Source organism: Streptomyces sp. NBC_00457 (assembly GCF_036014015.1).
Taxonomy (GTDB): domain Bacteria; phylum Actinomycetota; class Actinomycetes; order Streptomycetales; family Streptomycetaceae; genus Streptomyces.
This window is the reverse complement of the sequence record NZ_CP107905.1, coordinates 2311192-2337251: the sequence shown is the minus strand read 5'-3', so window position 1 is coordinate 2337251 and position 26060 is coordinate 2311192. Positions and strand designations below refer to the sequence as shown.

Genomic DNA, 26060 nt, shown 5'->3' with positions numbered 1-26060 from the left:
ATGGAGACCCTGCACGTGGACCACCTCACCGTCCGTTTCGCGGGCCTCCTCGCCCTGGACGACGTCACCTTCACCGTGCGCCCCGGCACCGTCCACGCCCTGATCGGACCCAACGGGGCAGGCAAGTCGACCTGCTTCAACGTCCTGTCGGGGGTCTACCGGGCCACCTCGGGCAGTGTCCGCTTCGGCGGCCACGAGCTGACCGGCATGCCCGCGCACCGCATCGCCGCGCTCGGCGTCGCCCGCATCTTCCAGAACCTCGCCCTGCCGCCGCACGCGACCGTCGAGGACAGCCTGCTGCTGGGCCGGCACCGGCTGACCAGGTCCGGCTTCGTCGCCGCCGGGCTGCGGCTGCCGTCGGCGGGGCGCGAGGAACGCAAGCACCGGGCACGCGTCCGGGAGATCGCCGCGTTCGTGGGCCTCGAGGACCACCTCGGCCGGCCGGCGGGCTCCCTGCCGTACGGGCAGCAGAAGCTCGCCGAGCTGGCCCGCGCGCTGTGCATGGAACCCCGGCTGCTGCTCCTCGACGAACCGGTGGCCGGCATGACGGCCGACGAGCGGCGCCGGGTCGCGGGCGTCATCGCCGGGGTCCGCGACAGCCTCGGGATCTCCATCGTCCTGGTCGAGCACGACATGGGGGTGGTGATGAGGCTCGCGGACACGGTGACCGTGCTCGACTTCGGGCGGCTGATCGCGGACGGCGCTCCGGCCGACGTACAGAACGATCCGGCCGTCGTGCGTGCCTACCTCGGTGAGGAGGCCGCGTCGTGAGCACCTTCGCCGAACTCTTCCTCAACGGCGTCTCGTTGGGCTCCGTCTACGCGCTGATCGCCCTCGGGTTCGTGGTGATCTTCCGGGCCACGGAGGTCGTCAACTTCGCGCACGCCTCACTGCTGCTGGCCGGCGGATACGTCACCGCGGTCCTCCACGACGACATCGGGTTCTGGCCCGCGCTGCTGGCCGGCATCGCGGGCGCCGCGCTGGTCGGAGCGGCCGTCGAGTTCCTGGTGATGCGCCGCTACCGGGGCAGCGACCAGAGCGTGCTGGCCATCGTGACCATCGGCGTCGACATCCTGCTCACCACCGAACTCACCCGGCGCATCGGCACGGACGTCCTGCCGCTGGGCGACCCCTGGGGCGACGCCGTCCTCACCCTCGGCCCGATCTCCCTCGCCCACACCCGGATCGCCGCCTTCGTCGCCGCCGCCCTGCTCATCACCGCGTTCCTGCTCGCCTTCCGCTACACCACATGGGGCGTGGCGATGCGCGCGGCGGCCGAGAGCCCGGAGACCGCCGCCCTGATGGGAGTCAGGCTCGGCCGGGTGTCCCTCGGCGCCTGGGCCGTGGCGGGCGGACTCGCCGCCGTGGCCGCCCTCTTCCTCACCGTCTTCCCGACGCCCGGCCTGGAACGGGCCACCTCCCTCGCCGCCCTCAAGGCCTTCCCGGCGGCGATCCTCGGCGGCCTCGACTCGACGACGGGTGCCCTGGTCGGCGGACTGATCATCGGCGTGACCGAGTCCCTCGCCACCGGCTACCAGAGCGACCTGACCTTCCTGGGCCGGGGGCTCGGCGACCTGGCGCCCTACCTCGTCATGCTCGCGATCCTGCTCATCCGGCCCGCCGGGCTGTTCGGCACGAAGGAGCTCGCCCGTGTCTGAAGCCATCGCGGGCGGCACCCGGCCGATGTGGTTCACCCGCACCCGTACGTACGTCTGGGGCGGCGGCACCGTCCTGCTGCTCGCCCTGCCCTTCTACCTGGACCGCTTCTGGCTCCAGGCGGGTCTGTTCGCCATGGCAGCCGCGATCGGCGCCATCGGCATCAACCTGCTCACCGGCGCCACCGGCCAGCTCTCCATGGGCCACGCCTTCTTCCTGGCCGTCGGCGCCTACGGCTACTGCGTGTTCGCCGGCGACGGGCGCGACGGCCTGACCGGGCTCTCCCTGCCGACCTGGCTCGCCGCCGTCCTCGCCACCCTGGTCGCCGGAGCCGCCGGAGGCCTCTTCAGCCCCATCGCGGGCCGGCTGCGCGGCGCCTACCTCGGCATCGCGACCCTCGCGCTGATCTTCATCGGCCAGCATGTGCTGTTCAACGCCCGCGACCTCACCGGCGGCTTCAACGGCCGCGACGTACCCGCCCTCAACCTCTTCGGCCTCACCTTCGACGACCGCGAACTCCTCGTCGCCAACGTGCCGTTCGGCTCCGCCGAGAAGCTCTGGTACGCCGGACTCGTCGTCCTGCTCGGCTGTGCGCTGTTCGCCCGCGGGGTGCTGCGCGGCAGGCCGGGCCGGGCCATGAACGCGATCCGCGACCACCGCATCGCGGCCGGGGTGATCGGCGTGCCGGTCGCCCGCTACCGGGCCGCCGTCTTCGTCCTGTCCTCGATGTACGCGGGCCTCGCCGGAGTGCTGCTCGCGCTGGTCTTCCAGCGGACGGTGCCCGACTACTTCGGGATCACGCTCTCGCTGGAGTACCTCGCCATGATCGTCATCGGCGGGCTCGGCTCGGTCCGGGGAGCGGTGCTCGGGGCGGCGTTCGTCTCGCTGCTGCCCCAGCTGCTGACCCGCTACAGCGACGCGCTCCCGCTGGTCTCCGACCCGGGCACGGGCGGGATCGCACCGGGCGAGGCGTCCCGGTACCTGTACGGCGCCGCCGTCGTGGCGGTGGTGCTCTTTCTGCCGGGCGGCCTGGTCAGGCTGGCCGCCCGGAACCGCGTCGTACGCAATCCAGGGGAGGAACGATGACCACGACCTATGCGGCCAGAGTCGCGGCGGGCGCGCTCGCCGCGCTGCTCGTGCTGGCCGGCTGCAGCTCCAAGGCCAAGGACGACGGCGACAGCCAGGACACCGCGGGTGGCGTCAAGACCGGTGAGGGGATCTCCGGCAAGACGATCACGCTCGGGGTGCTCACGGACATGACCGGCGTCTACGCGACCCTCGGCAAGAGCGTCACCCAGGCGCAGCAGCTGTATGTGAAGCAGCTGAACGCCAAGGGCGGCGTCTGCGGCTACCAGGTGTCCCTCTCCGTCCGCGACCACGGCTACGACCCGCAGAAGGCCGTGTCCGGGTACACGGAGCTGGCGCCGAAGGTGCTGGGCTTCACCCAGTTCATCGGCTCGCCGTTCGTCGCCGCGGTCAAGCAGCGCGTGGACGGCCAGGACAAGGGCCTGGTGCTGCCGCAGGCATGGGCGCACTCGCTGCTCGGCAGCCCGTACATCCGCGTCATCGGATCGACGTACGACATCGAGACGATCAACGCCATCGACTTCCTGATGAAGGAGAAGGGGATCAAGAAGGGCGACAAGATCGGGCACGTGTACTTCGAGGGCGACTACGGTGAGAGCGCCCTGGTCGGTGCAAAGCACATGGCGGAGGAATCCGGGCTGACGGTCGTCGAGCAGAAGATCAAGCCGACGGACAACGACATGACCGCACAGGTCGCCGCTCTGAAGAAAGCGGGCGTCAAGGCCGTCGTGATCAGCGCGGGGCCGCGCCAGGCGGCCTCCCTCGTCGGCGTCGCGGCGGCGAGCGGCTTCGGCGTCCCGGTCATCGGCAACAACTCCGCCTTCGCCCCGCAGCTGCTCGCCACCCAGGCGGGCCCCGCCCTGTCGAAGAACTACTGGGTGGCCTCCCCGTCGCTGCCCATCGGCGCCGACACCCCGGAGGCGAAGCAGCTCGTGGCGGACTACCGGGCGGCGTATCCGAAGGACGCGCTGGACAACGGCGTGGTGGCCGGCTGGACGGCGGTCTCCGTCTTCGGCGAGGCCCTGAAGAAGGCCTGCGCGAGCAAGGACCTCACGCGCGCGGGCGTCGACAAGGCGCTGCTGACGATCGACGCGTTCGACGTCGGCTTCGGCATCCCGCAGGACTTCACCGACCCGAAGGCCCCGTCGTCCCGGCAGAGCGTCATCCTGCAGCCGGACAAGGGCGTGACGGGCGGCATGAAGGTCGTACGGGAGGCAGAGGCGTCGTCGGTCGCCGAGGCGTACACGCCGGGTGCCTGAACGAGCGCAACGCAGAGGGCCCGAACCTTGCGGTTCGGGCCCTCTGTGCTGTCAGGTGTTACGGCAGCTGCGCCGCCCGTGCCTCACGCCGGTTGTCGCGGAAGTTGTTCACCCGGCGGGCCGTGGCGAACAGGGGGATCACCGCGCCCATGACCAGCTGCAGAGCACAGCCTGTCTGGAGGAGGAGCTGTCCGCCGGGAGCGCCGAACGCCCAGGCCGCGAGGAGGCCCATCCCCAGGACGATCCAGGTGAGCATCGCGACCGCGAGACGGCCCCGCGGCTTCGGGTACTCGACCCGGCTGACCATGAGCCACGCGGTGCCGAGGATCGCCAGGAGCGTCGCCACGAAGGGCAGCTCCAGGAGCACGATCGAGACCACCGTCAGCGCCCCGAAGGGGCTCGGCATGCCCTGGAACATGCCGTTCGGCGGTGTCACGCACGAGAAGCGGGCAAGCCGCAGCACCACCGCCAGAAGCACCACGACCGCTCCGACCGCGGCCACCTTCTGGTACGCGTCGTCCGCGACCATGCCGTAGACCAGGACGAAGTACGCCGGGGCCAGACCGAAGCTGACCAGGTCCGAGAGGTTGTCCAGCTCGGCGCCCATGGGGGAGGAGCGCAGCTTGCGCGCCACCAGGCCGTCGAACAGGTCGAAGACCGCCGCGCACAGCATCAGGATGACCGCCGTGGCCGCGCTGTTGCGGGCCATGCCGGTTTCCTGGCTGTCGGTGAGGTGCGGGATCAGGATGCCGGTGGTGGTGAAGTACACCGCCATGAAGCCGCACGTGGCGTTGCCGAGGGTGAGGGTGTCCGCTATCGAGAGGCGGAGAGAAAGAGGCATCTCCTCCTCTTCGTCCACCACCTCGTCGGCCTCCGGCACCCAGCCCGCCTGAGTCTCAGGATCAATCACGGTCAATGCGAGTCACCCCAGCCACGGTCTTCTGCCCGACCTCGACCGCGACCTCCACGCCCTCGGGCAGGTAGATGTCGACACGCGAGCCGAAGCGGATCAGACCGATCCGGTCACCCTGCTCGACCTTCGTGCCCTGCGGTACGTACGGCACGATGCGACGGGCGACCGCGCCGGCGATCTGGATCATCTCGATGTCGCCGAGTTCGGTGTCGAAGTGCCAGACTACGCGCTCGTTGTTCTCGCTCTCCTTGTTGAACGCCGGAACGAACCCGCCGGGGATGTGCTCGACCGACGCCACGGTACCGGCGAGCGGAGCACGGTTGACGTGGACGTTGAGCGGGCTCATGAAGATCGCGACGCGGGTACGCCCGTCCTTCCACGGCATGATGCTCTGCACCACACCGTCGGCCGGCGAGATGACCCGGCCCGTGGCGATCTCGCGCTCGGGGTCGCGGAAGAACCACAGCATGCCCGCCGCGAGCGCGGTGGCGGGTACGGCCACGGCTCTGGCGGCGCCGGAGCGGCGCGCGCGGACCAGGCTGAGGGCTGCGGTGGCGACGGTCGGGAGAAGCCACGGCGATGCTCCGCGCGCCAGGCGTACGCCTGCCAGGCTGTCGCGTGGTGCAGAGGTTTGGCTGTGGGGCATGGATGACCTTCGTAGCGGATGATGCCGCGCTGCGTGAGGGGGACGGCGGCTTTCACGCGATCGTACCGGTCGCGGGCTACAACTGGGCAAGCCAGGAAGCCGAGTCGGCAGCCGAAGAGTGTTGACGGGGTGTGATCTTCTTCGCGAAGAAAACACCCCCAACCCGGACATCTAGCCCTGGAGTCGATACTCTTCGAGCAGCCTGCGACCGATGATCATTTTCTGGATCTCGGCGGTACCTTCACCGATCAGCAGCATCGGAGCCTCTCGGTAGAGGCGCTCGATCTCGTACTCCTTGGAGAAGCCGTAGCCGCCGTGGATCCGGAAAGAGTCCTCGACGACCTCCTTGCAGTACTCGGAGGCGAGGTACTTCGCCATCCCAGCCTCAAGGTCGTTTCGTTCTCCGGAGTCCTTTTTGCGTGCCGCGTTCACCATCATCGCATGCGCGGCTTCGACCTTGGTGGCCATCTCGGCCAGCTTGAACTGGATCGCCTGGTGCTGGGCGATCGGCTTGCCGAAAGTGTGACGCTGCTGGGCGTACTGGACACCGAGCTCGAACGCACGCTGAGCGACCCCGCAACCACGCGCCGCCACGTTGACGCGGCCGACCTCCACGCCGTCCATCATCTGGTAGAAACCCCGGCCGGTCTGGCCGCCGAGCACGCGGTCGGCCGGAATCCGCAGGCCATCCATGATGAGCTCGGTGGTGTCGACGCCCTTGTACCCCATCTTGTCGATCTTCCCGGGGATGGTGAGGCCCGGACGGACCTCTCCGAAGCCGGGCTCCTTCTCGACGAGGAAGGTCGTCATCGACTTGTGGGGGGCGGTGCCCTCGGGGTGTCCTTCGTCACTCTTCACGAGGACGGCCACGAGAGTCGACGTACCGCCGTTCGTCAGCCACATCTTCTGGCCGTTCAGGACGTACTCGTCGCCGTCCTTGACCGCCTTCGACGTGATGGCCGACACATCGGAACCCAGCGCCGGCTCCGACATCGAGAAGGCGCCCCGGATGTCACCGGCCGCCATCTTCGGCAGGAAGTAGTCCCGCTGCTCGTCGGTGCCGTGCTGCTTGAGCATGTACGCCACGATGAAGTGCGTGTTGATGATGCCGGACACCGACATCCAGCCGCGGGCGATCTCCTCGACGCACAGGGCGTACGTCAGAAGGGACTCGCCCAGGCCGCCGTACTCCTCCGGGATCATCAGGCCGAACAGGCCCAACTCCTTGAGGCCGTCGACGATCTGCTGCGGGTACTCGTCGCGGTGCTCCAGCTCGGTCGCGACCGGGATGATCTCCTTGTCCACGAAGTCGCGGACCGTGGACAGGATCTCCTGCTGGATGTCCGTCAGACCGGCGGTCTGGGCGAGTCGCGCCATGGCTACTTCTCCTGCTCCTTGAGCTGGGGGCGGCCCGGCTGCTCGCCGCCGCGCTCCTTGATGTACGTCTCGGTCGGCACCATGACCTTGCGGCGGAACACGCAGACCAGCGTGCCGTCCTGCTTGTAGCCCTTGGTCTCGACGTGGACGATGCCGCGGTCGTTCTTCGACTTGGACGGCCACTTGTCCAGCACGGTCGTCTGGCCGTAGATCGTGTCGCCGTGGAAGGTCGGCGCCACGTGCTTGAGCGACTCGATCTCCAGGTTGGCGATCGCCTTGCCGGAGATGTCCGGCACGGACATGCCGAGCAGGAGGGAGTAGATGTAGTTCCCGACCACCACGTTCTTGCCGAAGTCCGTCGTGTTCTCGGCGTAGTTGGCGTCCATGTGGAGCGGGTGGTGGTTCATGGTGAGGAGACAGAACAGGTGGTCGTCGTACTCCGTGACCGTCTTTCCCGGCCAGTGCTTGTACGTCGCCCCGACCTCGAACTCCTCGTAGGTGCGTCCGAACTGCATCGCGCTCAGGCCTCCGGGATCTCGAACTTGCTGGTGCGCTGCATGCCGGCCGCACGGCCCTTGCCGGAGATGACCAGCGCCATCTTGCGGCTGGCCTCGTCGATCATCTCGTCGCCGAGCATCGCGGAGCCCTTCTTGCCGCCCGCCTCGGACGTGTAGTAGTCGTACGCGTCCAGGATCAGCTCGGCGTGGTCGTAGTCCTCCTGCGAGGGCGAGAAGATCTCGTTGGACGCCTCGACCTGGCCCGGGTGCAGCACCCACTTGCCGTCGAAACCGAGGGCGGCGGCGCGCCCGGCGACCTCGCGGTAGCCGTCGATGTTGCGGATCTGGAGGTAGGGGCCGTCGATCGCCTGGAGGTTGTTGGCGCGGGCGGCCATCAGGATCTTCATCAGGATGTAGTGGTAGGCGTCCGCCGGGTAGCCGGGCGGCTGCTCGCCCACGACCAGCGACTTCATGTTGATCGACGCCATGAAGTCGGCCGGGCCGAAGATGATCGTCTCGACGCGCGGGGAGGCCTGCGCGATCTCGTTGACGTTGTTCAGGCCCTGCGCGTTCTCGATCTGCGCCTCGATGCCGATCTTGCCGACCTCGAAGCCCATCGTCTTCTCGATCTGCGTCAGCAGCAGGTCCAGGGCGACGATCTGCTGGGCGTCCTGGACCTTCGGCAGCATGATGCAGTCCAGGTTCGGGCCCGCGCCTTCGACCACCGTCACGACATCGCGGTACGTCCACTCCGTCGTCCAGTCGTTGACGCGCACGACCCGCGTCTTGCCCGTCCAGTCGCCCTCGTTGAGGAACTTGACGATGGTGTGCCGCGCCTCGGGCTTGGCGAGCGGCGCGCACGCGTCCTCGAGGTCGAGGAAGACCTGGTCGGCGGGGAGGCCCTGCGCCTTCTCCAGGAAACGCGGGTTCGAGCCCGGTACGGCCAGGCAGGAGCGCCGCGGGCGAAGGCGGTTGACGGTCGTCATGCGGGGACCTCCAGGGGGTCGAGCTTGTTCGCTTTCCGGATCTCGTCGACGATGCGGCCGATGATTCCGGTGATGTCGAAGTCCTTCGGGGTGAAGACGGCGGCCACACCCGCGGCCTTCAGCTGCTCGGCGTCGCCATTGGGGATGATCCCACCGGCGATGACAGGTATCTCTGTGGCACCGGCCACATGGAGGCGTTCCAGCACGTCCGGCACCAGCTGGGCGTGCGACCCGGAGAGGATCGACAGGCCCACCGCGTGCACGTCCTCGGCGATGGCCGCGTCCACGATCTGCTCCGGGGTGAGCCGGATGCCCTGGTAGACCACCTCGAAGCCGGCGTCACGCGCGCGTACGGCGATCTGCTCGGCCCCGTTGGAGTGCCCGTCCAGGCCCGGCTTGCCGACCAGGAAGCGAAGCTTGCCGACGCCGAGGTCACGGGCGGTCTCGTCCACCCGGCGGCGGACGAGCGCCATCGCGGTGCCCTCCTCGGCGGTCACCGCGACCGGCGCGGAGGACACGCCCGTCGGCGCCCGGAACTCACCGAACACCTCGCGCAGGGCCCCGGCCCACTCACCGGTCGTGACCCCGGCGCGGGCGCACTCCAGGGTGGCCTCCATGAGGTTCGCGGTGCCCTTCGCGGCCTCCTTCAGCCTCTCCAGCGCCTTGCAGGGGCGCGGGTGGTTGAACGGCGGCTGGTAGCGAGTCTCACGCCAGCGCTCCAGGGCGTGCACGACGCGCGCCTCGACCGCCGGGTCGACCGTCTGGATCGCGGCGTCCAGGTCGGCCGTGAGCGGGTTCGGCTCGGTCGACTCGTAGATGTTGACGCCGACGATCTTCTCCTGGCCGGACTCGATCCGCGCCCGGCGCTCGGCGTGGGACGCCACGAGCTGCGACTTGAGATAGCCCGACTCGACGGCGGCCATCGCGCCGCCCATCTCCTGGATCCGGTCGATCTCCGCGAGGGACTCCTCGACGAGCTGCGCGACCTTCGCCTCGATGACGTGCGAGCCCTCGAAGATGTCCGCGTACTCCAGCAGGTCGCTCTCATGGGCGAGCACCTGCTGGATGCGCAGCGACCACTGCTGGTCCCAGGGGCGGGGGAGCCCCAACGCCTCGTTCCAGGCGGGGAGTTGGACGGCACGCGCGCGTGCGTCCTTCGAGAGGGTCACTGCCAGCATCTCCAGCACGATCCGCTGGACGTTGTTCTCCGGCTGCGCCTCGGTCAGTCCGAGGGAGTTGACCTGGACGCCGTACCGGAAACGGCGCTGCTTGGGGTTCTCGATGCCGTACCGCTCGCGCGTGATCTCGTCCCAGATCCGGCCGAACGCCCGCATCTTGCACATCTCCTCGATGAAGCGGACGCCCGCGTTCACGAAGAAGGAGATACGGGCGACGACATCGCCCATGCGTTCCTGCGGCACCTGGCCGCTGTCGCGCACGGCGTCGAGCACGGCGATGGCGGTGGACATCGCGTACGCGATCTCCTGCACCGGCGTGGCGCCCGCCTCCTGCAGGTGGTAGCTGCAGATGTTGATCGGGTTCCACTTGGGCATGTGGGAGACCGTGTACGCGATCATGTCCGTCGTCAGACGGAGCGACGGCCCCGGCGGGAACACATGCGTCCCCCGCGACAGGTACTCCTTGACGATGTCGTTCTGGGTCGTCCCCTGGAGCTGGGTGATGTCGGCGCCGTGCTCCTCCGCGACGACCTGATAGAGCGCCAGCAGCCACATGGCCGTGGCGTTGATCGTCATCGAGGTGTTCATCTGCTCCATGGGGATGTCCTGGAACAGCCGGCGCATGTCACCGACGTGCGACACCGGGACCCCGACCCGGCCGACCTCGCCGCGGGCGAGGATGTGGTCCGGGTCGTAGCCGGTCTGCGTCGGCAGGTCGAACGCCACCGACAGCCCGGTCTGGCCCTTGGCGAGGTTGCGCCGGTACAACTCGTTGGACGCCTCGGCCGTGGAGTGACCGGCGTAGGTCCGCATCAGCCACGGCCGGTCTTTCTGACGCTCAGTCATGTGCCAACCTCAGATGTTGCGGAAGCGGTTGATGGCGTCGACGTGCTTCGCGCGCTTCTCCGCGTCGCGCACGCCGAGACCCTCCTCGGGCGCCAGGCACAGCACACCGACCTTGCCCTGGTGGAGGTTGCGGTGCACGTCGTAGGCGGCCTGCCCGGTGTCCTCCAGTGAGTACACCTTGGACAGCGTGGGGTGGATCTTGCCCTTCGCGATGAGCCGGTTGGCCTCCCAGGCCTCGCGGTAGTTGGCGAAGTGCGAGCCGATGATGCGCTTCAGGGACATCCACAGGTAGCGGTTGTCGTACTCGTGGTTGTAGCCCGAGGTCGAGGCGCAGGTGACGATCGTGCCGCCCTTGCGGGTGACGTACACGGAGGCGCCGAAGGTCTCACGGCCCGGGTGCTCGAAGACGATGTCGACGTCCTCGCCGCCGGTGAGTTCACGGATGCGCTTGCCGAAGCGCTTCCATTCCTTCGGGTCCTGGTTGTGCTCGTCCTTCCAGAACTTGTAGTCCTCGGCGGTGCGGTCGATGATCGCCTCGGCGCCCATGGCCCGGCAGATGTCGGCCTTCTGCTCGCTGGAGACGACACAGATCGGGTTGGCGCCGCCCGCGAGCGCGAACTGCGTGGCGTACGAGCCGAGTCCGCCGCTCGCGCCCCAGATCAGGACGTTGTCGCCCTGCTTCATGCCGGCGCCGTTGCGGGAGACGAGCTGCCGGTACGCGGTGGAGTTGACCAGTCCGGGAGCGGCGGCCTCCTCCCAGCTGAGGTGATCCGGCTTCGGCATCAGCTGGTTGGACTTGACGAGCGCGATCTCTGCCAGCCCGCCGAAGTTGGTCTCGAAGCCCCAGATGCGCTGCTCGGGGTCGAGCATCGTGTCGTTGTGGCCGTCGGAGGACTCCAGCTCGACCGACAGGCAGTGCGCGACGACCTCGTCACCGGGCTGCCAGGCGTTGACGCCCGGGCCGGTGCGCAGGACGACGCCCGCGAGGTCGGAGCCGATGATGTGGTACGGCAGGTCGTGGCGCTTGGTGAGCTCGCTGAGCCGGCCGTAGCGCTCCAGGAACCCGAAGGTCGACAGGGGCTCGAAGATCGAGGTCCACACCGAGTTGTAGTTGACCGAGGAGGCCATCACGGCCACCAGGGCCTCACCCGGGCCGAGTTCCGGCACCGGGACGTCGTCCAGGTGGATCGACTTGCGGGGGTCCTTGTCGCGGGTGGTGAGCCCGGCGAACATCTCCGTCTCGTCCTTGTGCACGGTGATCGCGCGGTACGACTCGGGGAGCGGCAGAGCGGCGAAGTCGGCCGGGGTCGAGTCCGGCGACTGGATCGCTTCCAGGATGTCCTTCACGGTCACGGTTTGCCTCCGGCGGTACGCGTCCTGAGGGAGGGACGCTGAGGGTTACGTCGGTGCTGCTGAGGGTTTTGGTCGGTGCCGTCGGTTCGGCGGTGGTGCTTCGGCAGCGCTTTGTGGCGCGGGAGGTTGCCTGTGACGCAGGCGTCCGGGCGCGCAGGCCGGAGGGGCTTGCGGGGACAGCCGGCGTACGAATGGTCTCTGCACGCCGGCCGCCCGGACAACTTCAACGTATGACACCGCGTGTCACCTCGCAAGGCACTGAGTGCCAGAAGTTGCTCTCAGGTGAAATCTTTACGTAACAAATGAGCGATGATCGATCGAACGGCCCCTGAAATCTGCTCGAAAAGGGGCTCTGACATGCCAAAACGGCCACCCCGTGGGGTGGCCGTCGTCACGGTGGCGAAGGGGCTCAGCGCTCCTTGAGGGCCTGCTCGATGGTGCGCATGACTTCGTCCAGCGGCGCGTCCGTGCGGGCGACCGTCACCAGCACCTCGCCCTGCGTGGACACCGTTGCGGCGGCGGGCTTCGGGGTCGCGGTGCGCCCGGCGCCGATGCCCGTGCCGAACGTCCTGCGTACGATCGCGAAGGCGTGGTCCAGCTGTGCCTCGACGTCGCCCTGGCCCCCGGCCCGCAGCCAGCGCCGCAGCACATGGTTGTGGGCGGTGACGACGGCGGACGCGGCGACCTCCGCCAGCAGGGGATCGTCGTTGGCGTCGTCGTCGTGTGCGTGCTCGTCGAAGTGGCCCAGGAGATAGCGGGTGAACAGACGCTCGTAGCGGGCCACCGAGGCGATCTCCGCCTCCCGCAGGGTGGGCACCTCGCGCGTGAGCTTGTAACGGGCGACCGAGATCTCCGGCCGGGCCGCGTACATCCGCATGACTTCCTTGATGCCGTTGCACACCGTGTCGAGCGGGTGCTCATGTGCCGGCGCGGCATTGAGGACCGCCTCGGCGCGGATCAGCGTGTCGTCGTGATCCGGGAAGATCGCCTCTTCCTTGGAGCGGAAGTGCCGGAAGAACGTACGGCGGGCGACCCCGGCCCGGGCCGCGATCTCGTCGACGGTGGTCGCCTCGTACCCCTTCGTCGCGAACAGCTCCATCGCCGCGGCCGCCAGTTCCCGGCGCATCTTGAGCCGCTGGGCCGCGGCACGGCTGCCCGCGGCACTCTCCGGCGCGTCGGGCGGCGTGGCTGGTGTACGTGAGGACTTGGCGGGCTGGGGCATGACCCGAACGTACTGCATGTGCGCAGCTTGATGCGCACGTCCCCGGCTGCCCCCGTCCGCCCGGCCCTGCGGCCCCCCGCCCTGGACGAGCGGGGGAACCGCGGTCGGATCGAGCAGGCCGCCCCAGTCCTCGGCGTCCCTGAACCAGTCGCCGGGACGATCAGCGCCGGGCATATTCGCGGAAGCCGCGGCCCGTCTTGCGGCCGAGGCAGCCCGCGGCCACCAGGTGCTCCAGGAGCGGCGCCGGAGCGAGGCCCGGGTCGCGGAACTCGCGGTGCAGGACCTTCTCGATGGCCAGCGAGACATCGAGGCCGACGACGTCCAGCAGCTCGAAGGGGCCCATCGGGTAGCCGCCGCCGAGCTTCATCGCCGCGTCGATGTCGTCCAGCGACGCGTAGTGCTCCTGCACCATCTTGATCGCGTTGTTGAGGTACGGGAAAAGCAACGCGTTGACGATGAAGCCGGCCCGGTCGCCGCAGTCCACCGCATGCTTCTTGATCTTGACGCAGACCTCGTGAACCGTCGAGTGAGCGTCCTCGGCCGTGAGTACCGTACGGACCACCTCGACCAGCTTCATCGCCGGTGCCGGGTTGAAGAAGTGCATGCCGATCACGTCCTGCGGGCGCGAGGTCGCGCGGGCGCAGGCGACGACCGGCAGCGAGGAGGTCGTCGTCGCGAGGACCGCGCCCGGCTTGCAGACCTTGTCCAGCGTCGCGAACAGCTGCTGCTTGATCTCCAGGTCCTCGGCGACCGCCTCCACGGCCAGATCGACATCGGCGAAGGAGTCGTACGAGCCCGCCGGGGCGATCCGGTCCAGGGTCTGCGCGGCGGCCTCCGCGGTCATCCGGCCCTTGTCGACAGAGCGCGAAAGCGACTTGCCGATACGGGCCTTGGCGGCCTGCGCCTTCTCCTCGCTGCGGGCGGCGAGGACGACCTCGTACCCGGCCTTGGCGAAGACCTCGGCGATCCCGGACGCCATGGTGCCGGAGCCCGCCACACCGACGGAGCGGACGGGTCGGCCGGGGGTGTCCAGGCCTCCGGTCAGCGGGGTGAGCGCGTCGCGCACGACGGTCGCGCTGCCCGGAGCCTCGTAGGTGTAGAAGCCGCGGCCCGACTTGCGGCCGGTCAGGCCCGCCTCGCTGAGCTGCCTGAGGATCGGGGCGGGGGCGTGCAGGCGGTCGTGGGAGGCGGCGTACATGGCCTCCAGGACCGTACGGGCCGTGTCCACGCCGATCAGGTCCAGCAGCGCGAGCGGGCCCATCGGCAGACCGCAGCCGAGCTTCATCGCGGCGTCGATGTCCTCGCGGGAGGCGTACTTGGCCTCGTACATCGCGGCGGCCTGGTTGAGATAGCCGAACAGCAGCCCGTCCGCGACGAATCCGGGACGGTCGCCGACCGCGACGGGCTCCTTGCCGAGGTCCAGGGCGAGGTTGGTGACCGCGTCGACGGCAGTGGGCGCGGTCAGCACGGACGAGACGACCTCGACCAGGCGCATCGCCGGGGCCGGGTTGAAGAAGTGCAGGCCCAGCACGCGCTCCGGGTGGGCCGAGTCGGCGGCCAGCCGGGTGACGGAGAGGGCGTTGGTGCCGGTCGCCAGGATCGTCCCGGGCCGGACGATCCCGTCGAGCTCACGGAAGATCTGCTGCTTGATCTCGTACGACTCCGGAGCCACCTCGATGACGAGATCCGCGTCGGCCGCGGACCGCAGGTCGGTCGAGGTGCGGACGCGGGCGAGGATGTCCGCGCGCTCCTGCTCGGTCAGCCGGCCGCGCTCCACCGCGCGGGCGGTCGAGGACTCCAGGGCGGCGACGGACCGGGCGGCCGCGGCCTCGCTGATGTCGATGCCGAGGACCTCGCGGCCGGCCTTGGCGAGGACCTCGGCGATGCCGGTGCCCATCGTGCCGAGGCCGACGACGGCAATGGTCTTGAGCGGGGACAGAGGGGTGTCGGACTGGGGAGTGGCCATCGCGGGACTCCAGGTGAGGGTGACGACTGGGAGCGCGACCGGGTGCGCCAAGAGGCGCACGCCGGTTGCCGGTTGAGGAGTGCGGGTGTGGCCGGGCTGCGGAGCGCACACGCCCGGTGCCGGCACCGCGGGCGTGCACACGCCCGGGAGCGGCGGATCGACCGGCCCTGTCCCGGAGCCGGGTCCTGCTGAGGTACGCGATGTACCGAACCGACCAGCACTCACGACGGCTGCGTCACCAGGCCGTCATAAGCAATTCCGCGAGTGGGTAACTCGCTCGTCTGAGCTTAACCCGCGGGTAACGAGCCCGCCAGCCCCCGAGTTTGTGATGTAGGTCCCGACGCGACGGCGGCGCGTCTACGCTCGGCCTCATGGACGAAGAGTTGCGATCAGTCACGGAGCGCTTACGGCAGGAGTCGGCGGCATCGGCGGCGTTCGAGCACCTTGTGGCGACCGGCGACCACGACGAACTGGCCGATGTGCTCACCGCGCCCGGACAGCCGCTGTGGGCCAGGGAGTTGGCCGCCTTCCGGCTGGGTCTTGCCGGTGACCGCCGTGCCTTCGAGGCTCTCGTCCTCTTCCTCAACCACCGCGACCCGCAGCGCTGCGCCTCCGCCGCCCACGCCCTGGCCCGCCTCGGCGACCCCCGCACCGCCCGGGCGGCAGCCGCCCTCGCCACCAACGAACTCCGCGTCGCCTACGCCCTCCACCCGGTACGCCTCCTCACCGACCTCGGCGCCCCCGAATCCGTCCCCGCCCTCATCACCACGCTGGAACGCCGCCTCCGCCCCCACGACCCCTACCGCAAAGTCGCCCTCGCCTGCGTGGACGGCCTCGGCACCCTCGGCGACCCCCGCGCAAGACCCGTCCTCAAAGAAGCCCTCGCCCATCCCGCCCTCGCGGAGGCAGCGGTACGCGCACTGGCCCGGATCCCCGAGGAGGGGTGAGCCGTCAGCCCGCAAGCCCCTTCACATACCGCACTTCGGGAACCGCGACACCGTCCACCTCGAAGGGCTCCTCGGCGCCGTCGACACGAAATCCCGCCCGCTCGTAGAACCGCCGGGCGCGGACGTTGCCCTCGAGGACCCAGAGGAGCATGCGCCGGTGCCCGGCGGCTGTGCATCGCCGCACCGACTCCCGGAGCAGAGCCTGCCCGATGCCGTTGCCGAAAGATCCGGAGTCCACGTAGATCGCGTACAACTCGGCGTCCTCGGTGCGGACTTCGCCGTCGCGGTACGGGCCGTGGCAGGCCCAGCCGGTGATCTCGCCCCTCTGCTCGGCAACCAGGTCGACCACGCTGCCGTCGCTCTGTGCGAAGAACGTGCGACGGCGCTCGGCGTCCTGCTCCACACTCAGGCCGTCGAGGTACGACTGGGGCAGCAGTCCCCGGTACGCGGTCTGCCAGCCGCGGACGCGGATCTCCGCCACGCGGTCGCAGTCGGCGGGTGTCATCTCCCGAATCCGCACGTCGGTCACGCGGGTATCACCGCGAACGCCTCGATCTCCAGCAGGAATATGGCGCCCTGGCGGGGGCGACTCCGTCGGGGGCGGGGGTCCTGGTCAGCTCGGTCATGGGTCCATGGTGGACCATGGGTCTGACAACGCCCGCCCCCGACGGTCCGCTCAGCCGCGGAAGCCGAGCATGCCGTGGAGTGTCGCGCCGCGGGACGCGGTCGACTCCGAGCTCAGCGGCTCCGGATCGGGCAGCGCGGCGCACACCGCGTCGGCCTCACCGCCACCGCGCGGCACCGTGCCGTCGGTCAGATACGCCGCCAGATGCTTGTCCAGACAGGCGTTGCCGCTCAGCGAGATGCCGTGGTTTCCGCCGCCCTGCTCGACCACCAGGCTGGAGCCGCGCAGCAACCGGTTGACGGTCACGCCGCCTTCGTACGGAGTGGCCGCGTCGTCGGTCGCCTGGAACAGCAGCGCCGGCGGCAGCTTGCCGTTGCTGACGTCCACGGGGTCCAGCGAGTCCGTCGGCCAGAACGCGCACGGCGCGTTGTACCAGGCGTTGCTCCAGGTCATGAATGGCGCCTTCGCGTGCACCGCCCAGTTGTCCTTGCGCCACTGGCTCCAGTCACGCGGCCACTCCGCGTCCCGGCACTCCACCGACGCGTAGATGCTGTAGCCGTTGTCCCCCGCGGGGTCGATGGCCGCGAAGTTCTCGTACGCCTCGACCAGCGGGTCTGCGTTCTTGTCGTTCACATAGGCCGCGAACGCCTCGGCGAGGTAGGGCCAGTAGCCGTTGTAGTAGCCGCCCGGGAGGAAGGTGTCCTCCAGCTCGGAGGCGCCCACCTTCCCGCCGGCCGGCTTCTTGGCCAGCGCCGCCCGCATCGCGTACCACTTGGCCTCGATCCTGGCCGGGTCGGTGCCGAGCTTGTACGTCGAGTCGTACTTGGCGACCCACGCCATGAAGGCGCGGTGACGGTCGTTGAAGGCGTAGTCCTGGTCGAGGTTGTTCTCGTACCAGACGCCCGTGGGGTCGACGATCGAGTCCAGGACCAGACGCCGTACGCGCTCCGGGTAGAGCTTGCCGTAGACCGCGCCCAGATAGGTGCCGTACGAGTAGCCGAAGTAGTTGATCTTCTTCGCGCCCAGGGCCTTCCGGATCGCGTCCATGTCCCGCACGGCGCTGACCGTGTTGATGTACGGCAGCACATCCGCGTACTTCTGGCCGCAGGCCTTGGCGAAGGACTTGGCGCGGACGAGGTTGGCCTTCTCGATCGCCGGTGTGCTGGGTACGGAGTCCGGTCGCACCGGGTTGAAGTAGCCGGGCGAGCAGTCGAGGGCGGGCTTGCTCGCGCCCACCCCGCGCGGGTCGAAGCCTATGACGTCGTACTGGGCGGCGACCGTCTTGGGCAGTGTGGAGGCGACGAATCCGGCGAGTGTCAGACCGCTGCCGCCGGGGCCGCCGGGGTTGACAAGGAGCGGGCCCTGGTACTTCTTCGCGGTGTGCGGGACGCGGGACAGGGCGAGGGTGATCTGCCGCCCGTGCGGCTTCGCATGGTCGAGCGGCACCTTGAGGGACGCGCACTGGAGCGTCGGATAGTCGGTGGTGCCGCACTTCTTCCAGGTGAGTTTCGCGGCGAGTGCGGTGTCCGTGGCCTGCGGGGCGCTCGCGTCGGCGGGGACGGCCGTGACGGTCCCGGCCAGCACGGCGGCGCCGCACAGCACGGCTGCGCGTTTTCTCATGGAGTCCTCCCAGGACGGAGGGGTTTCGGACCGCGAGGGTCACGGTCCACGCCGCATCGTCCCGGAAAGCGCCCCCGGAAGAGCATGTTCTGGCAAGACTTGACCCAATCGGGTCGCGAGATGCGCCAGAACGCTCCTAAATCAGCGAAAGTTGGGTCGGTTCGGACAAGTCCGGTCCTACGGGGTCAGGTTCCCGGACCCGTCGCGGCATGCCCCCGTCCGCGGGGCCGATGCCGTACTCCTGGGCCAGTTCATGGACCTGACGGGTGATCCGGCGCTGGTACCACTTCGGCGCATAGGCGCCGGCCGCGTACAGCCGCTCGTAACGACGCACCAGATAAGGGTGGTGTTGGCCCAGCCAGGCCATGAACCACTCGCGTGCGCCGGGGCGCAGATGCAGCACCAGCGGCGTGACCGAGGTGGCCCCGGCGGCCGCGATCGCCCGCACGGTCGCCCGGAGCCGGTCCGGATGGTCGCTCAGGAACGGAAGCACCGGCGCCATCAGGACCCCGCACCCGATGCCGTGCTCGCCCAGGGTCCGTACGACGTCCAGCCGGCGCTCCGGTGCGGGCGTGCCCGGCTCGACGGTGCGCCACAGCTCGGGGTCGGTGAAGCCGACCGAGACGGAGATACCGACGTCCGTCACCCGGGACGCCTGCTTGAGCAGTTCGAGGTCGCGCAGGATCAGCGTGCCCTTGGTCAGGATCGAGAAGGGGTTCGCGTGGTCGCGCAGGGCGGTGAGGATGCCCGGCATCAGGCCGTACCGTCCCTCAGCACGCTGATAGCAGTCGACGTTCGTGCCCATCGCGATGTGTTCGCCCTGCCAGCGGCGTGAGCCGAGCTGACGGCGCAGCAGCTCCGGGGCGTTCACCTTGACCACGATCTGGGAGTCGAAGTCGATCCCGGTGTCGAGGTCGAGATAGGTGTGCGTCTTGCGGGCGAAGCAGTACACGCACGCGTGCGTGCAGCCCCGATAGGGGTTGACCGTCCAGTCGAAGGACATGCGGGAGACCCCCGGCACCCGGTTGATGATCGAGCGGGCCCGCACCTCGTGGAAGGTGATCCCGCGGAACTCGGGCGTGTCGAAGGTGCGGGTGACCACAGAGTCCGCGCCGAACAGCGCGGCATCGGTCTGGCTGCCGCCGGACTTCACTGTGAGGTTCTCCCAGCGCATGACGCCTCCTCGGTAGCGGTGCGTCCCGATTGAAACACGTGTTCGAATTATCGGGCAAGGGCAGTTTCTGATCGCTTCGGACGCCCGGGGCCACCCCGATTTGGGCCGCCGGGGAGCGGGGTGGTTGGCTTGCCCCCGCCCCCGAAAAACCAGGTCCTGGAGGAAGTCAATGGCGCAGGTCGAGGCCACTACGGAGCGGGTCGTCGCGGCGGACGCGGAGAAGGTGTTCGACGCCCTCGCCGACTACAGCGGCACCCGCGCGAAGCTGCTGCCCGAGCACTTCAGCGAGTACGAGGTGCGCGAGGGCGGCGACGGCGAGGGCACCCTCGTGCACTGGAAGCTCCAGGCCACCAGCAAGCGGGTGCGCGACTGCCTCCTGGAGGTCAGCGAGCCCACCGACGGCGAGCTCGTCGAGAAGGACCGCAACTCCACGATGGTCACCACCTGGCGGGTCACCCCGGCCGGCGAGGGCAACTCCCGGGTCGTCGTGCACACCACCTGGAAGGGCGCCGGCGGTATCGGCGGCTTCTTCGAGAAGACCTTCGCGCCCAAGGGCCTCGGCCGGATCTACGACGCGGTGCTCGCCAAGCTCGCCGCAGAGGTCGAGAAGTAGCTCAAGGCGCGGGCCTGCAAAGGCCGTTGACGTCTCACCGGTTCGAGTGGAACTCCTGGCCGACCGGCATGATGCCGTAACTCGTCGCGCTTGCTCGTAGTTGTCGCTTTTACGCGGGAATTGTGCGGCAGCGCGACGAGGGGAGCGGCACGTGGGCGGGACGACTCCGGTGCGGGACGAACCGGCACTGGCACCCCCGCGAACCCCCGCACCGCCACCGCCCCAGCCGGTCGAACTCAGCCCCCGCCGGGTGCGGTTGGTCTTCCTCGCTCTGCTGCTGGCTCTGCTGCTGGCCGCCCTGGAGCAGATGATCGTCGCCACCGCGCTCCCGAAGATCGTCGGTGAGCTGCACGGCCTGGACAGGATGTCCTGGGCGATCACCGCCTATCTGCTCACCTCGACCGTCGGACTGCCGATCTACGGCAAGCTCGGCGACCTGCTCGGCCGCAAGAGCGTCTTCCAGTTCGCGATCGTCGTCTTCGTCGTCGGCTCCGCGCTCGCGGGCCGGGCCCAGACCATGGACCAGCTGATCGCCTGCCGCGGCGTCCAGGGAGTAGGCGCGGGCGGGCTCATGATCGGCGTCCAGGCGATCATCGCCGACATCGTGCCGCCCCGGCAGCGCGGCCGCTTCATGGGCCTGATCGGCGCCGCGTTCGGCCTCGCCTCCGTCGCCGGGCCGCTGCTGGGCGGCTACTTCACCGACCATCTCTCCTGGCGCTGGTGCTTCTACATCAACGTGCCCTTCGGACTGGTCACGCTCGCCGTCGTCGCCGTCGTACTGAAGCTGCCGAAGCCCCAGGCCAAGCCCCGGCTCGACATCCTCGGCTCGCTGCTGCTCGCCGCCGCCTCCACCTGCCTTGTGCTGCTGACCAGTTGGGGCGGCACCGAGTACGCCTGGGACTCCCGCGTCGTCCTCGGCCTGGGTGCGGGCGCCGCGGTCGCCTCCCTGCTCTTCCTGGTCGCCGAGCACTTCGCGCCCGAACCCCTCATCCCGCTGCGGCTGTTCAAGGACTCCGTCTTCAACATCACCGGTCTGGTAGGCCTCGTGATCGGTGTCGCGCTGTTCGGCGCCGCCAGTTATCTGCCGACCTTCCTGCAGATGGTCGACGGGGCGAGCGCCACCGAGTCCGGGCTGCTGATGCTGCCCATGATGGGCGGCATCGTCATCGCCTCGATCGTCTCCGGACAACTCATCAGCCACACCGGCCGCTACAAGATCCACCCGGTCCTAGGCAGCGCCCTCTCCGTCGTCGGCATGTGGCTGCTGTCCGGGCTCGACATCGACACACCCCGACTGCACTACAGCATCTGGATGGCGGTCCTCGGAGCCGGCATCGGCATGGTGATGCCCGTCCTGATCCTCGCCGTGCAGAACTCCGTGCGCCCTGCCGACCTCGGCACCGCCACCAGCGCCCACAACTACTTCCGGCAGATCGGCGGCAGCGTCGGCGCCGCCGTCTTCGGCACCCTCTTCGCCGACCGGCTCACCGACGCCCTGGCCGACCGCCTCCCCGCACATGCGGGAGCCGGGCTGCCCGACCCCGAGTCGATCACTCCGCAGCTCGTTCACGCGCTGCCACCGGAGCTGCGCGACGCGTACATCCGGGCCTACGCCGACGCCATGCCGCGGATCTTCGTCTATCTGGTGCCGGTGCTCGTGCTGGGCCTGCTCATCGCCCTCTTTCTCAAGGAGAAACCCCTGGTGTCCCACAACGCACCCGCCACCGAGACGGAGCCCCCGTACGTGCACGCCACCGTCCCGCAGGCCCGTTCCCCGTACGCCGCCGGAATCCCCGTCTGCGGCACGGTGCAGCATCCCGACGGGACCGTCGTCCCGCGCGCGGCGCTCACGCTCATCGATGTCACCGGACAGCAGATCGGGCGGGGCGCGAGCGGTGAGGACGGGCGGTACGCGCTGTCCACGCCCGGGCCGGGGTCGTACGTCCTGATCGCGGCGGCGGGCGGGCATCAGCCGCAGGCCGTCTCCGTGACCGTCGGCGAACGCCCCGTCGACCTGGACGTCGTCCTCGGCGGCGCCGGACGGCTCGCCGGGAGCGTGCTCACCGCCGACGGCACGCCGGTGCGGGAAGCCACCGTCACGCTGACCAACGTGCACGGCGAGGTGGTCGCCAGCACCCGCAGCGGACGCGAGGGTGGCTACGTCATCGGCGAACTGGTCGCCGGGGAGTACACCCTCGCCGCCAGCGCGCCCGCCTTCCGGCCCACCGCGCTGCCCGTCACCGTCCAGGCCGCCCGCGAGACCCGCCAGGACATCGAACTCGCCGGCGGTGCCGTGCTGCGCGGCACCGTGCGCGCGAGCGGCGGGCGTCCCGTCGACGACGCGCGCGTGACGCTGCTCGACGCGGCGGGCAACGTCGTGGACACGCTGACGACCGGAGCCGACGGAACGTTCCGGTTCGTGGACCTGGCGAGCGGCGAGTACACCGTCATCGCCGCCGGGTATCCGCCCGTGGCCACCGTGCTCCAAGTGGCGGGCGGGGGACGGACGGAGCGTGACCTCCAGCTGGGGCACGAGGACTGAAACGCCCGACGGGCGCGGGCCCGTGCGCCGGGGCGCTCCGGTTGCGTCAATTCCCGTATTGCGGCACATCGTGAGCGGTCACCGCCGTACCGTGGTGACGGCGGCACAGATCTTGCGGAGCCGTGGGGAGAGAGGGCCGGGGACATGGACCGTGGCACCGAGAGGGACGTACCTCCCAGCCGCGGAGCTGAGGACGGCGCGGCGGAGTCCGCCGCTGTCGGACGTATCCCCCTGGCCGTGGTCGTCGTGGACCGCGACGGTCTGGTGTCGCACTGGAGCACCGGCGCACGGCGGCTGTTCGGCGCCGCCAAGGAGGACGCGATCGGCCGTCCCGCCCTCGACCTGCTCCCCGTCTCCGGCGCCCTCCCCGAGGAGGACGACGTCACCCTGTACGGGATCTACGCGGCGGCCTACGACGGACTCGGACCCGATCTCGAATCCTCCCTCGGCGGGCGGCTGTCCTACCCCGCCGCGGGCCGCGCCCGCCTCGCGGTGGCCGCGGACGAGCGGGCGGACGTCCTGTGGTGGGCGTACCCGCTGGTGGGCCCGGGACGGGAGAAGCTGCTGGTGCTGGCGGCCGACGCGGCGGGATTGCGCCACGACGACGAGGACGCGGTCTTCGAGCGGATCGCCCCCGGCTTCGCCCTGCACACCGACTTCCCCGGCGCCGAGGAACTCGCCCGCCGCCTCCCCGAGATCCTGCCGAGCATGAGCGTCGGCGAGGGCGCCCGGATCGTCGCGCAGATCCTCGAACTGGGCTACCCCGTCCTGGAGTTCAGCCAGAACGACCGGGTGCCCGTCACCCCCGACTGGGGAGTGCCCCGGCGGGCCGAGCGCAAGGCGCGTCGCGAGCGGGCGGCACGGGCGCGGGCCGAAGGTCTGCCGGTGCCGCGGGAGTTCGCCGACGAGAGCGAGGACCTCGAGTACACCGCCGTACGCGAGCGGCTGGAGTTCCTCAACGAGGTCAGCGGCTGCATCGGCACCTCGCTCGACCTGGCGAAGACCATCGTCGAGGTCAGCCGGGCCGTCGTCCCCCGCTTCACCGACGTCGCCGGCACCTATCTGCGGGAACAGGTCGTCGCAGGCGAGGGGTTCCCGGACGGCGTGCCCGACACGACGACCATGTGGCACCGGGTCGCCCTCGAACACACCGACGAACCCGGCCGCTGGGACGATGTCGTGCCGGTCGGCGAGGCCATGCCGTTCCCGGCGCACACGCCGTTCTTCCAGTGCATGACCACCGGTGAGCCCGTCCTCGTGCCGCGCATCAGCGAGCAGATGGGGCACGCCATCGCCTCGCAGTTCGAGAAGCGCGACATCCGGCCGCTGATCACGGGCCGCTCCATGCTGGTCGTGCCGCTGAAGGCGCGCAATGTGGTCCTCGGCTTCATGATCCTGCTGCGCCACCCCGAGCGCGTCGAGTTCAACGACATGGACCGGGTCACCGGCGCCGAACTCGCCGCCCGCGCGGGCCTCGTGCTCGACAACGCGCGCATGTACACGTACCAGGAGAGCGTCGCAGAGACCCTCCAGGACAGCATGCTGCCGCACATCCCGCCGCGCATGGCGGGCTGCGACATCGCCACCCGCTATCTGCCGGGCACCCTGCTCGGCCGGGTCGGCGGCGACTGGTTCGACTCCGTGAAACTGCCCGGTGCCCGCACCGCGCTCGTCGTCGGCGACGTCATGGGCCACGGCCTCAACTCGGCCGCGATGATGGGCCAGTTGCGTACGGCCGTCCAGACCATGGCCGCGCTCGACCTGCCGCCCGCGCAGCTGCTGCGCAACCTCGACGACCTCGCCCAGCGGCTCGGCGACACCTACCTCGCCACCTGTCTGTACGCCGTCTACGACCCGATCGCGAGCGAACTGCACATCGCCAACGCGGGCCACATCCCGCCGGTGCTGGTCCGCGCCGAGGACGGGCACAGCGAACTGCTCGACCTGCCGACCGGTGCGCCGATCGGCGTCGGCGGGGTGCCCTTCGAGGCGGTACGCGTGCGCGTGGAGCCCGGCGACCGGCTGGTGATGTGCACCGACGGCCTGGTCGAGGTGCGCGGCGAGGACATCGGCGTGGGACTGGCGACCCTGTGCGAGTCGGCCGCCCACCCGGCCGCCTCCATGGACGACGCCTGCGACACCATCATCCGCGCCCTCAACACCCGCGGTGGCCGCAAGGACGACGTGGCCCTGCTGATGGCCCGCCTGAACGGCATCGAGCCCGACGACGTCGCCGAATGGCGGCTCCCCCTCGATCCGCTCGAGGTCGGCCGGGCGCGTGCCGCGGTCCGCGAACAGCTCCACGACTGGGGGCTCGCCAAGCTCGCCGACGGCGCGGCGCTGATGGTCAGTGAGCTGATCACCAATGCCGTACGGCACTCCCACAGCCGTCCGATCGAGCTGCGGCTGGTGCGCGGGGACACGCTGCTGTGCGAGGTGGACGACGACGACCACGAACTGCCGACCCTGCTGAGCACGGGCCCCGGCGACGAGTTCGGGCGTGGTCTGCGGGTGGTCAGCACGCTCGCGCGGGAGTGGGGCACGAGTCGGACGAAGGCCGGCAAGACGGTCTGGTTCGAACTGACGCTGCCGCGCGCTCCGCGGGGGGCGCGGTAATTCGCCTGCGGGTCGGTGGGGGCTGGTCGCGCAGTTCCCCGCGCCCCTTTGGGGCGCTAGGGGCGCACGGGGTGTGTACGGGCTTGCGACTCTCGAATGCGGCGTGAAGGTATGCGCCACGCGCTTGATGCCGTGACCAGTGCACGATAGACCGTAGTCGCCCGTCACTCGCGATGGGCGGCCGTCGCACCCTGGGGAGTTCGGCATGAGCGTGACGAGTCGGTATCGGGAGGCCTGGGAGGGCTTCTGGCGGGAAGCTCCTGAGGAGCAGGGCGCCGTGTTCTGGGACGCGGAGCCCACGCTGACGGTGGGGGTCCATCTGGCGATCTTCGAGCCGCAGTTGCCCGACCCCAACCTGCCGATGGTGGACCTCGGCTGCGGCAACGGCAGCCAGACCCGCTTCCTCGCCGACCGCTTCCCGCACGTCATCGGCGCCGACCTGTCCGAGGCGGCCATCGACCACGCCCGCCGCGCCGACCCCGCCGGGCAGGCGACCTACCGGGTGCTGGACGCGTGCGAGAAGACCGAGGCTCAGGCGCTGCACGCGGAACTCGGCGACACCAACGTCTATCTGCGCGGCGTGCTCCACCAGGCCGAACCCGAGGACCGGCAGACCCTCGTCGACGGTATCGCCGCGCTCGTCGGGGAACGCGGCCGGGCTTTCCTCGTCGAACTCTCCGAGGCCGCACGGCCCGTCCTGATGGGCCTCGCCCAGAGCCCCGCGGGTCCGCCGCCCAAGCTGGCACCCGTCTTCCGGCACGGCATCGCGCCCGGCGAGGTCGCCGACGAAGCGGTGCCCGTGTATCTGAACGCGGCCGGGCTCACGGTCCTCGCCAGTGGTGAACTGTCGCTGATCACCACGGAGTTCGCCTCCGACGGCACCCGGATCGAACTGCCGTCGAGGTGGCTGCTGGCGGGGCGCACCGCCTGACGGACGG

General features: G+C 69.8%; 22 protein-coding genes. 10 read left to right on the top strand and 12 right to left on the bottom strand.

Annotated elements, in window-relative coordinates; genetic code table 11:
* From OG828_RS10705 to OG828_RS10690, 4 genes are read left to right on the top strand one after another with little or no spacing between them, the layout of a single operon-like run.
* Nucleotides 1-771, top strand: coding sequence for an ABC transporter ATP-binding protein (locus OG828_RS10705; RefSeq protein ID WP_328437659.1), 771 nt, complete (start codon nt 1-3; stop codon nt 769-771).
* Nucleotides 768-1658, top strand: coding sequence for a branched-chain amino acid ABC transporter permease (locus OG828_RS10700; protein WP_328437658.1), 891 nt, complete (start codon nt 768-770; stop codon nt 1656-1658). Before OG828_RS10705 ends, OG828_RS10700 begins: the two co-directional genes overlap by 4 nt.
* A 25-nt stretch (nt 1659-1683) precedes the next feature.
* Nucleotides 1684-2742, top strand: coding sequence for a branched-chain amino acid ABC transporter permease (locus OG828_RS10695; protein ID WP_328504838.1), 1059 nt, complete (start codon nt 1684-1686; stop codon nt 2740-2742).
* A complete protein-coding gene (locus tag OG828_RS10690; RefSeq protein WP_328500959.1) occupies nt 2739-4001 on the top strand; it encodes an ABC transporter substrate-binding protein in 1263 nt (420 codons plus the stop codon). The genes OG828_RS10695 and OG828_RS10690 overlap by 4 nt, the downstream gene beginning before the upstream one ends.
* A gap of 58 nt (nt 4002-4059) precedes the next feature.
* Here OG828_RS10690 and pssA read toward each other — a convergent pair whose 3' ends face one another.
* Nucleotides 4060-4881 (bottom strand): CDP-diacylglycerol--serine O-phosphatidyltransferase, encoded by an 822-nt coding sequence (gene pssA / locus OG828_RS10685; protein ID WP_210572267.1) that lies wholly within the window; start codon nt 4879-4881, stop codon nt 4060-4062.
* Nucleotides 4882-4903: 22 nt separating this feature from the next.
* The gene (locus OG828_RS10680; RefSeq protein ID WP_210572070.1) at nt 4904-5560 is read right to left on the bottom strand and encodes a phosphatidylserine decarboxylase; all 657 of its coding nucleotides are present in this window, start codon (nt 5558-5560) and stop codon (nt 4904-4906) included.
* A 2-nt stretch (nt 5561-5562) separates the two neighbouring features.
* Between OG828_RS10680 and OG828_RS10675 the strand changes: the two genes are divergently transcribed.
* On the top strand, nt 5563-5685 hold the full coding sequence (locus OG828_RS10675; protein WP_301985536.1) for a hypothetical protein: 123 nt from the start codon (nt 5563-5565) through the stop codon (nt 5683-5685).
* 46 nt (nt 5686-5731) lie between these two features.
* Here the strand turns inward: OG828_RS10675 and OG828_RS10670 are convergent, their stop codons facing one another.
* The 7 genes from OG828_RS10670 to OG828_RS10640 all read right to left on the bottom strand — a co-directional run bounded on the left by OG828_RS10670 (nt 5732) and on the right by OG828_RS10640 (nt 14985).
* Entirely contained in the window at nt 5732-6937 is a 1206-nt protein-coding gene (locus OG828_RS10670) for an acyl-CoA dehydrogenase family protein (RefSeq protein WP_328437655.1), read from the bottom strand.
* 2 nt (nt 6938-6939) lie between these two features.
* The gene (locus OG828_RS10665) at nt 6940-7452 is read right to left on the bottom strand and encodes a MaoC family dehydratase (RefSeq protein WP_210572074.1); all 513 of its coding nucleotides are present in this window, start codon (nt 7450-7452) and stop codon (nt 6940-6942) included.
* 5 nt (nt 7453-7457) lie between these two features.
* A complete protein-coding gene (locus OG828_RS10660) occupies nt 7458-8420 on the bottom strand; it encodes an HpcH/HpaI aldolase/citrate lyase family protein (RefSeq protein ID WP_328500958.1) in 963 nt (320 codons plus the stop codon).
* Nucleotides 8417-10444 carry a protein meaA gene (locus OG828_RS10655; RefSeq protein ID WP_328353065.1) on the bottom strand — a complete coding sequence of 676 codons (2028 nt, stop codon included), beginning with the start codon at nt 10442-10444 and terminating at the stop codon, nt 8417-8419. The genes OG828_RS10660 and OG828_RS10655 overlap by 4 nt, the downstream gene beginning before the upstream one ends.
* 9 nt (nt 10445-10453) lie before the next feature.
* The gene (ccrA, locus tag OG828_RS10650; protein ID WP_328371714.1) at nt 10454-11791 is read right to left on the bottom strand and encodes a crotonyl-CoA carboxylase/reductase; all 1338 of its coding nucleotides are present in this window, start codon (nt 11789-11791) and stop codon (nt 10454-10456) included.
* 415 nt (nt 11792-12206) lie between these two features.
* Nucleotides 12207-13019: a TetR family transcriptional regulator gene (locus OG828_RS10645; RefSeq protein ID WP_328437654.1), complete on the bottom strand. Its 813-nt coding sequence runs from the start codon at nt 13017-13019 to the stop codon at nt 12207-12209.
* Between the two features lie 160 nt (nt 13020-13179).
* On the bottom strand, nt 13180-14985 hold the full coding sequence (locus tag OG828_RS10640; RefSeq protein WP_328500957.1) for a 3-hydroxyacyl-CoA dehydrogenase family protein: 1806 nt from the start codon (nt 14983-14985) through the stop codon (nt 13180-13182).
* Between the two features lie 371 nt (nt 14986-15356).
* Between OG828_RS10640 and OG828_RS10635 the strand changes: the two genes are divergently transcribed.
* Nucleotides 15357-15932, top strand: coding sequence for an adenylosuccinate lyase (locus OG828_RS10635; RefSeq protein WP_328500956.1), 576 nt, complete (start codon nt 15357-15359; stop codon nt 15930-15932).
* A gap of 4 nt (nt 15933-15936) precedes the next feature.
* Here OG828_RS10635 and OG828_RS10630 read toward each other — a convergent pair whose 3' ends face one another.
* The 3 genes from OG828_RS10630 to OG828_RS10620 all read right to left on the bottom strand — a co-directional run bounded on the left by OG828_RS10630 (nt 15937) and on the right by OG828_RS10620 (nt 19351).
* Nucleotides 15937-16437, bottom strand: coding sequence for a GNAT family N-acetyltransferase (locus OG828_RS10630; RefSeq protein ID WP_328504837.1), 501 nt, complete (start codon nt 16435-16437; stop codon nt 15937-15939).
* 171 nt (nt 16438-16608) lie between these two features.
* Nucleotides 16609-18177, bottom strand: a complete 1569-nt coding sequence (locus OG828_RS10625; RefSeq protein WP_328500955.1) for an alpha/beta hydrolase — start codon at nt 18175-18177, stop codon at nt 16609-16611.
* Between the two features lie 136 nt (nt 18178-18313).
* Nucleotides 18314-19351, bottom strand: coding sequence for an Rv2578c family radical SAM protein (locus OG828_RS10620; RefSeq protein ID WP_328353052.1), 1038 nt, complete (start codon nt 19349-19351; stop codon nt 18314-18316).
* A 169-nt stretch (nt 19352-19520) separates the two neighbouring features.
* On the opposite strand from OG828_RS10620, the gene OG828_RS10615 reads away from it, so the two are divergent.
* The 4 genes from OG828_RS10615 to OG828_RS10600 all read left to right on the top strand — a co-directional run bounded on the left by OG828_RS10615 (nt 19521) and on the right by OG828_RS10600 (nt 26053).
* The gene (locus tag OG828_RS10615) at nt 19521-19964 is read left to right on the top strand and encodes an SRPBCC family protein (RefSeq protein WP_210572083.1); all 444 of its coding nucleotides are present in this window, start codon (nt 19521-19523) and stop codon (nt 19962-19964) included.
* A 151-nt stretch (nt 19965-20115) separates the two neighbouring features.
* A complete protein-coding gene (locus tag OG828_RS10610; protein ID WP_328500954.1) occupies nt 20116-22506 on the top strand; it encodes an MFS transporter in 2391 nt (796 codons plus the stop codon).
* 144 nt (nt 22507-22650) lie between these two features.
* The gene (locus tag OG828_RS10605; protein WP_328500953.1) at nt 22651-25122 is read left to right on the top strand and encodes a SpoIIE family protein phosphatase; all 2472 of its coding nucleotides are present in this window, start codon (nt 22651-22653) and stop codon (nt 25120-25122) included.
* Between the two features lie 205 nt (nt 25123-25327).
* Nucleotides 25328-26053, top strand: coding sequence for a class I SAM-dependent methyltransferase (locus tag OG828_RS10600; protein ID WP_328353041.1), 726 nt, complete (start codon nt 25328-25330; stop codon nt 26051-26053).
* Nucleotides 26054-26060 lie beyond the last annotated feature (7 nt).

Excerpts from the sequence above, each read along its gene's own strand:
- OG828_RS10705 (WP_328437659.1), top strand. The coding sequence starts at position 1 with ATGGAGACCCTGCACGTGGACCACCTCACCGTCCGTTTCGCGGGCCTC.
- OG828_RS10695 (WP_328504838.1), top strand. The coding sequence starts at position 1,684 with ATGTGGTTCACCCGCACCCGTACGTACGTCTGGGGCGGCGGCACCGTC.
- OG828_RS10690 (WP_328500959.1), top strand. The coding sequence starts at position 2,739 with ATGACCACGACCTATGCGGCCAGAGTCGCGGCGGGCGCGCTCGCCGCG.
- OG828_RS10680 (WP_210572070.1), bottom strand. The coding sequence starts at position 5,560 with ATGCCCCACAGCCAAACCTCTGCACCACGCGACAGCCTGGCAGGCGTA.
- OG828_RS10675 (WP_301985536.1), top strand. The coding sequence starts at position 5,563 with ATGACCTTCGTAGCGGATGATGCCGCGCTGCGTGAGGGGGACGGCGGC.
- OG828_RS10670 (WP_328437655.1), bottom strand. The coding sequence starts at position 6,937 with ATGGCGCGACTCGCCCAGACCGCCGGTCTGACGGACATCCAGCAGGAG.
- OG828_RS10665 (WP_210572074.1), bottom strand. The coding sequence starts at position 7,452 with ATGCAGTTCGGACGCACCTACGAGGAGTTCGAGGTCGGGGCGACGTAC.
- OG828_RS10660 (WP_328500958.1), bottom strand. The coding sequence starts at position 8,420 with ATGACGACCGTCAACCGCCTTCGCCCGCGGCGCTCCTGCCTGGCCGTA.
- OG828_RS10655 (WP_328353065.1), bottom strand. The coding sequence starts at position 10,444 with ATGACTGAGCGTCAGAAAGACCGGCCGTGGCTGATGCGGACCTACGCC.
- OG828_RS10645 (WP_328437654.1), bottom strand. The coding sequence starts at position 13,019 with ATGCCCCAGCCCGCCAAGTCCTCACGTACACCAGCCACGCCGCCCGAC.
- OG828_RS10640 (WP_328500957.1), bottom strand. The coding sequence starts at position 14,985 with ATGGCCACTCCCCAGTCCGACACCCCTCTGTCCCCGCTCAAGACCATT.
- OG828_RS10635 (WP_328500956.1), top strand. The coding sequence starts at position 15,357 with ATGGACGAAGAGTTGCGATCAGTCACGGAGCGCTTACGGCAGGAGTCG.
- OG828_RS10630 (WP_328504837.1), bottom strand. The coding sequence starts at position 16,437 with ATGACACCCGCCGACTGCGACCGCGTGGCGGAGATCCGCGTCCGCGGC.
- OG828_RS10625 (WP_328500955.1), bottom strand. The coding sequence starts at position 18,177 with ATGAGAAAACGCGCAGCCGTGCTGTGCGGCGCCGCCGTGCTGGCCGGG.
- OG828_RS10620 (WP_328353052.1), bottom strand. The coding sequence starts at position 19,351 with ATGCGCTGGGAGAACCTCACAGTGAAGTCCGGCGGCAGCCAGACCGAT.
- OG828_RS10615 (WP_210572083.1), top strand. The coding sequence starts at position 19,521 with ATGGCGCAGGTCGAGGCCACTACGGAGCGGGTCGTCGCGGCGGACGCG.
- OG828_RS10605 (WP_328500953.1), top strand. The coding sequence starts at position 22,651 with ATGGACCGTGGCACCGAGAGGGACGTACCTCCCAGCCGCGGAGCTGAG.
- OG828_RS10600 (WP_328353041.1), top strand. The coding sequence starts at position 25,328 with ATGAGCGTGACGAGTCGGTATCGGGAGGCCTGGGAGGGCTTCTGGCGG.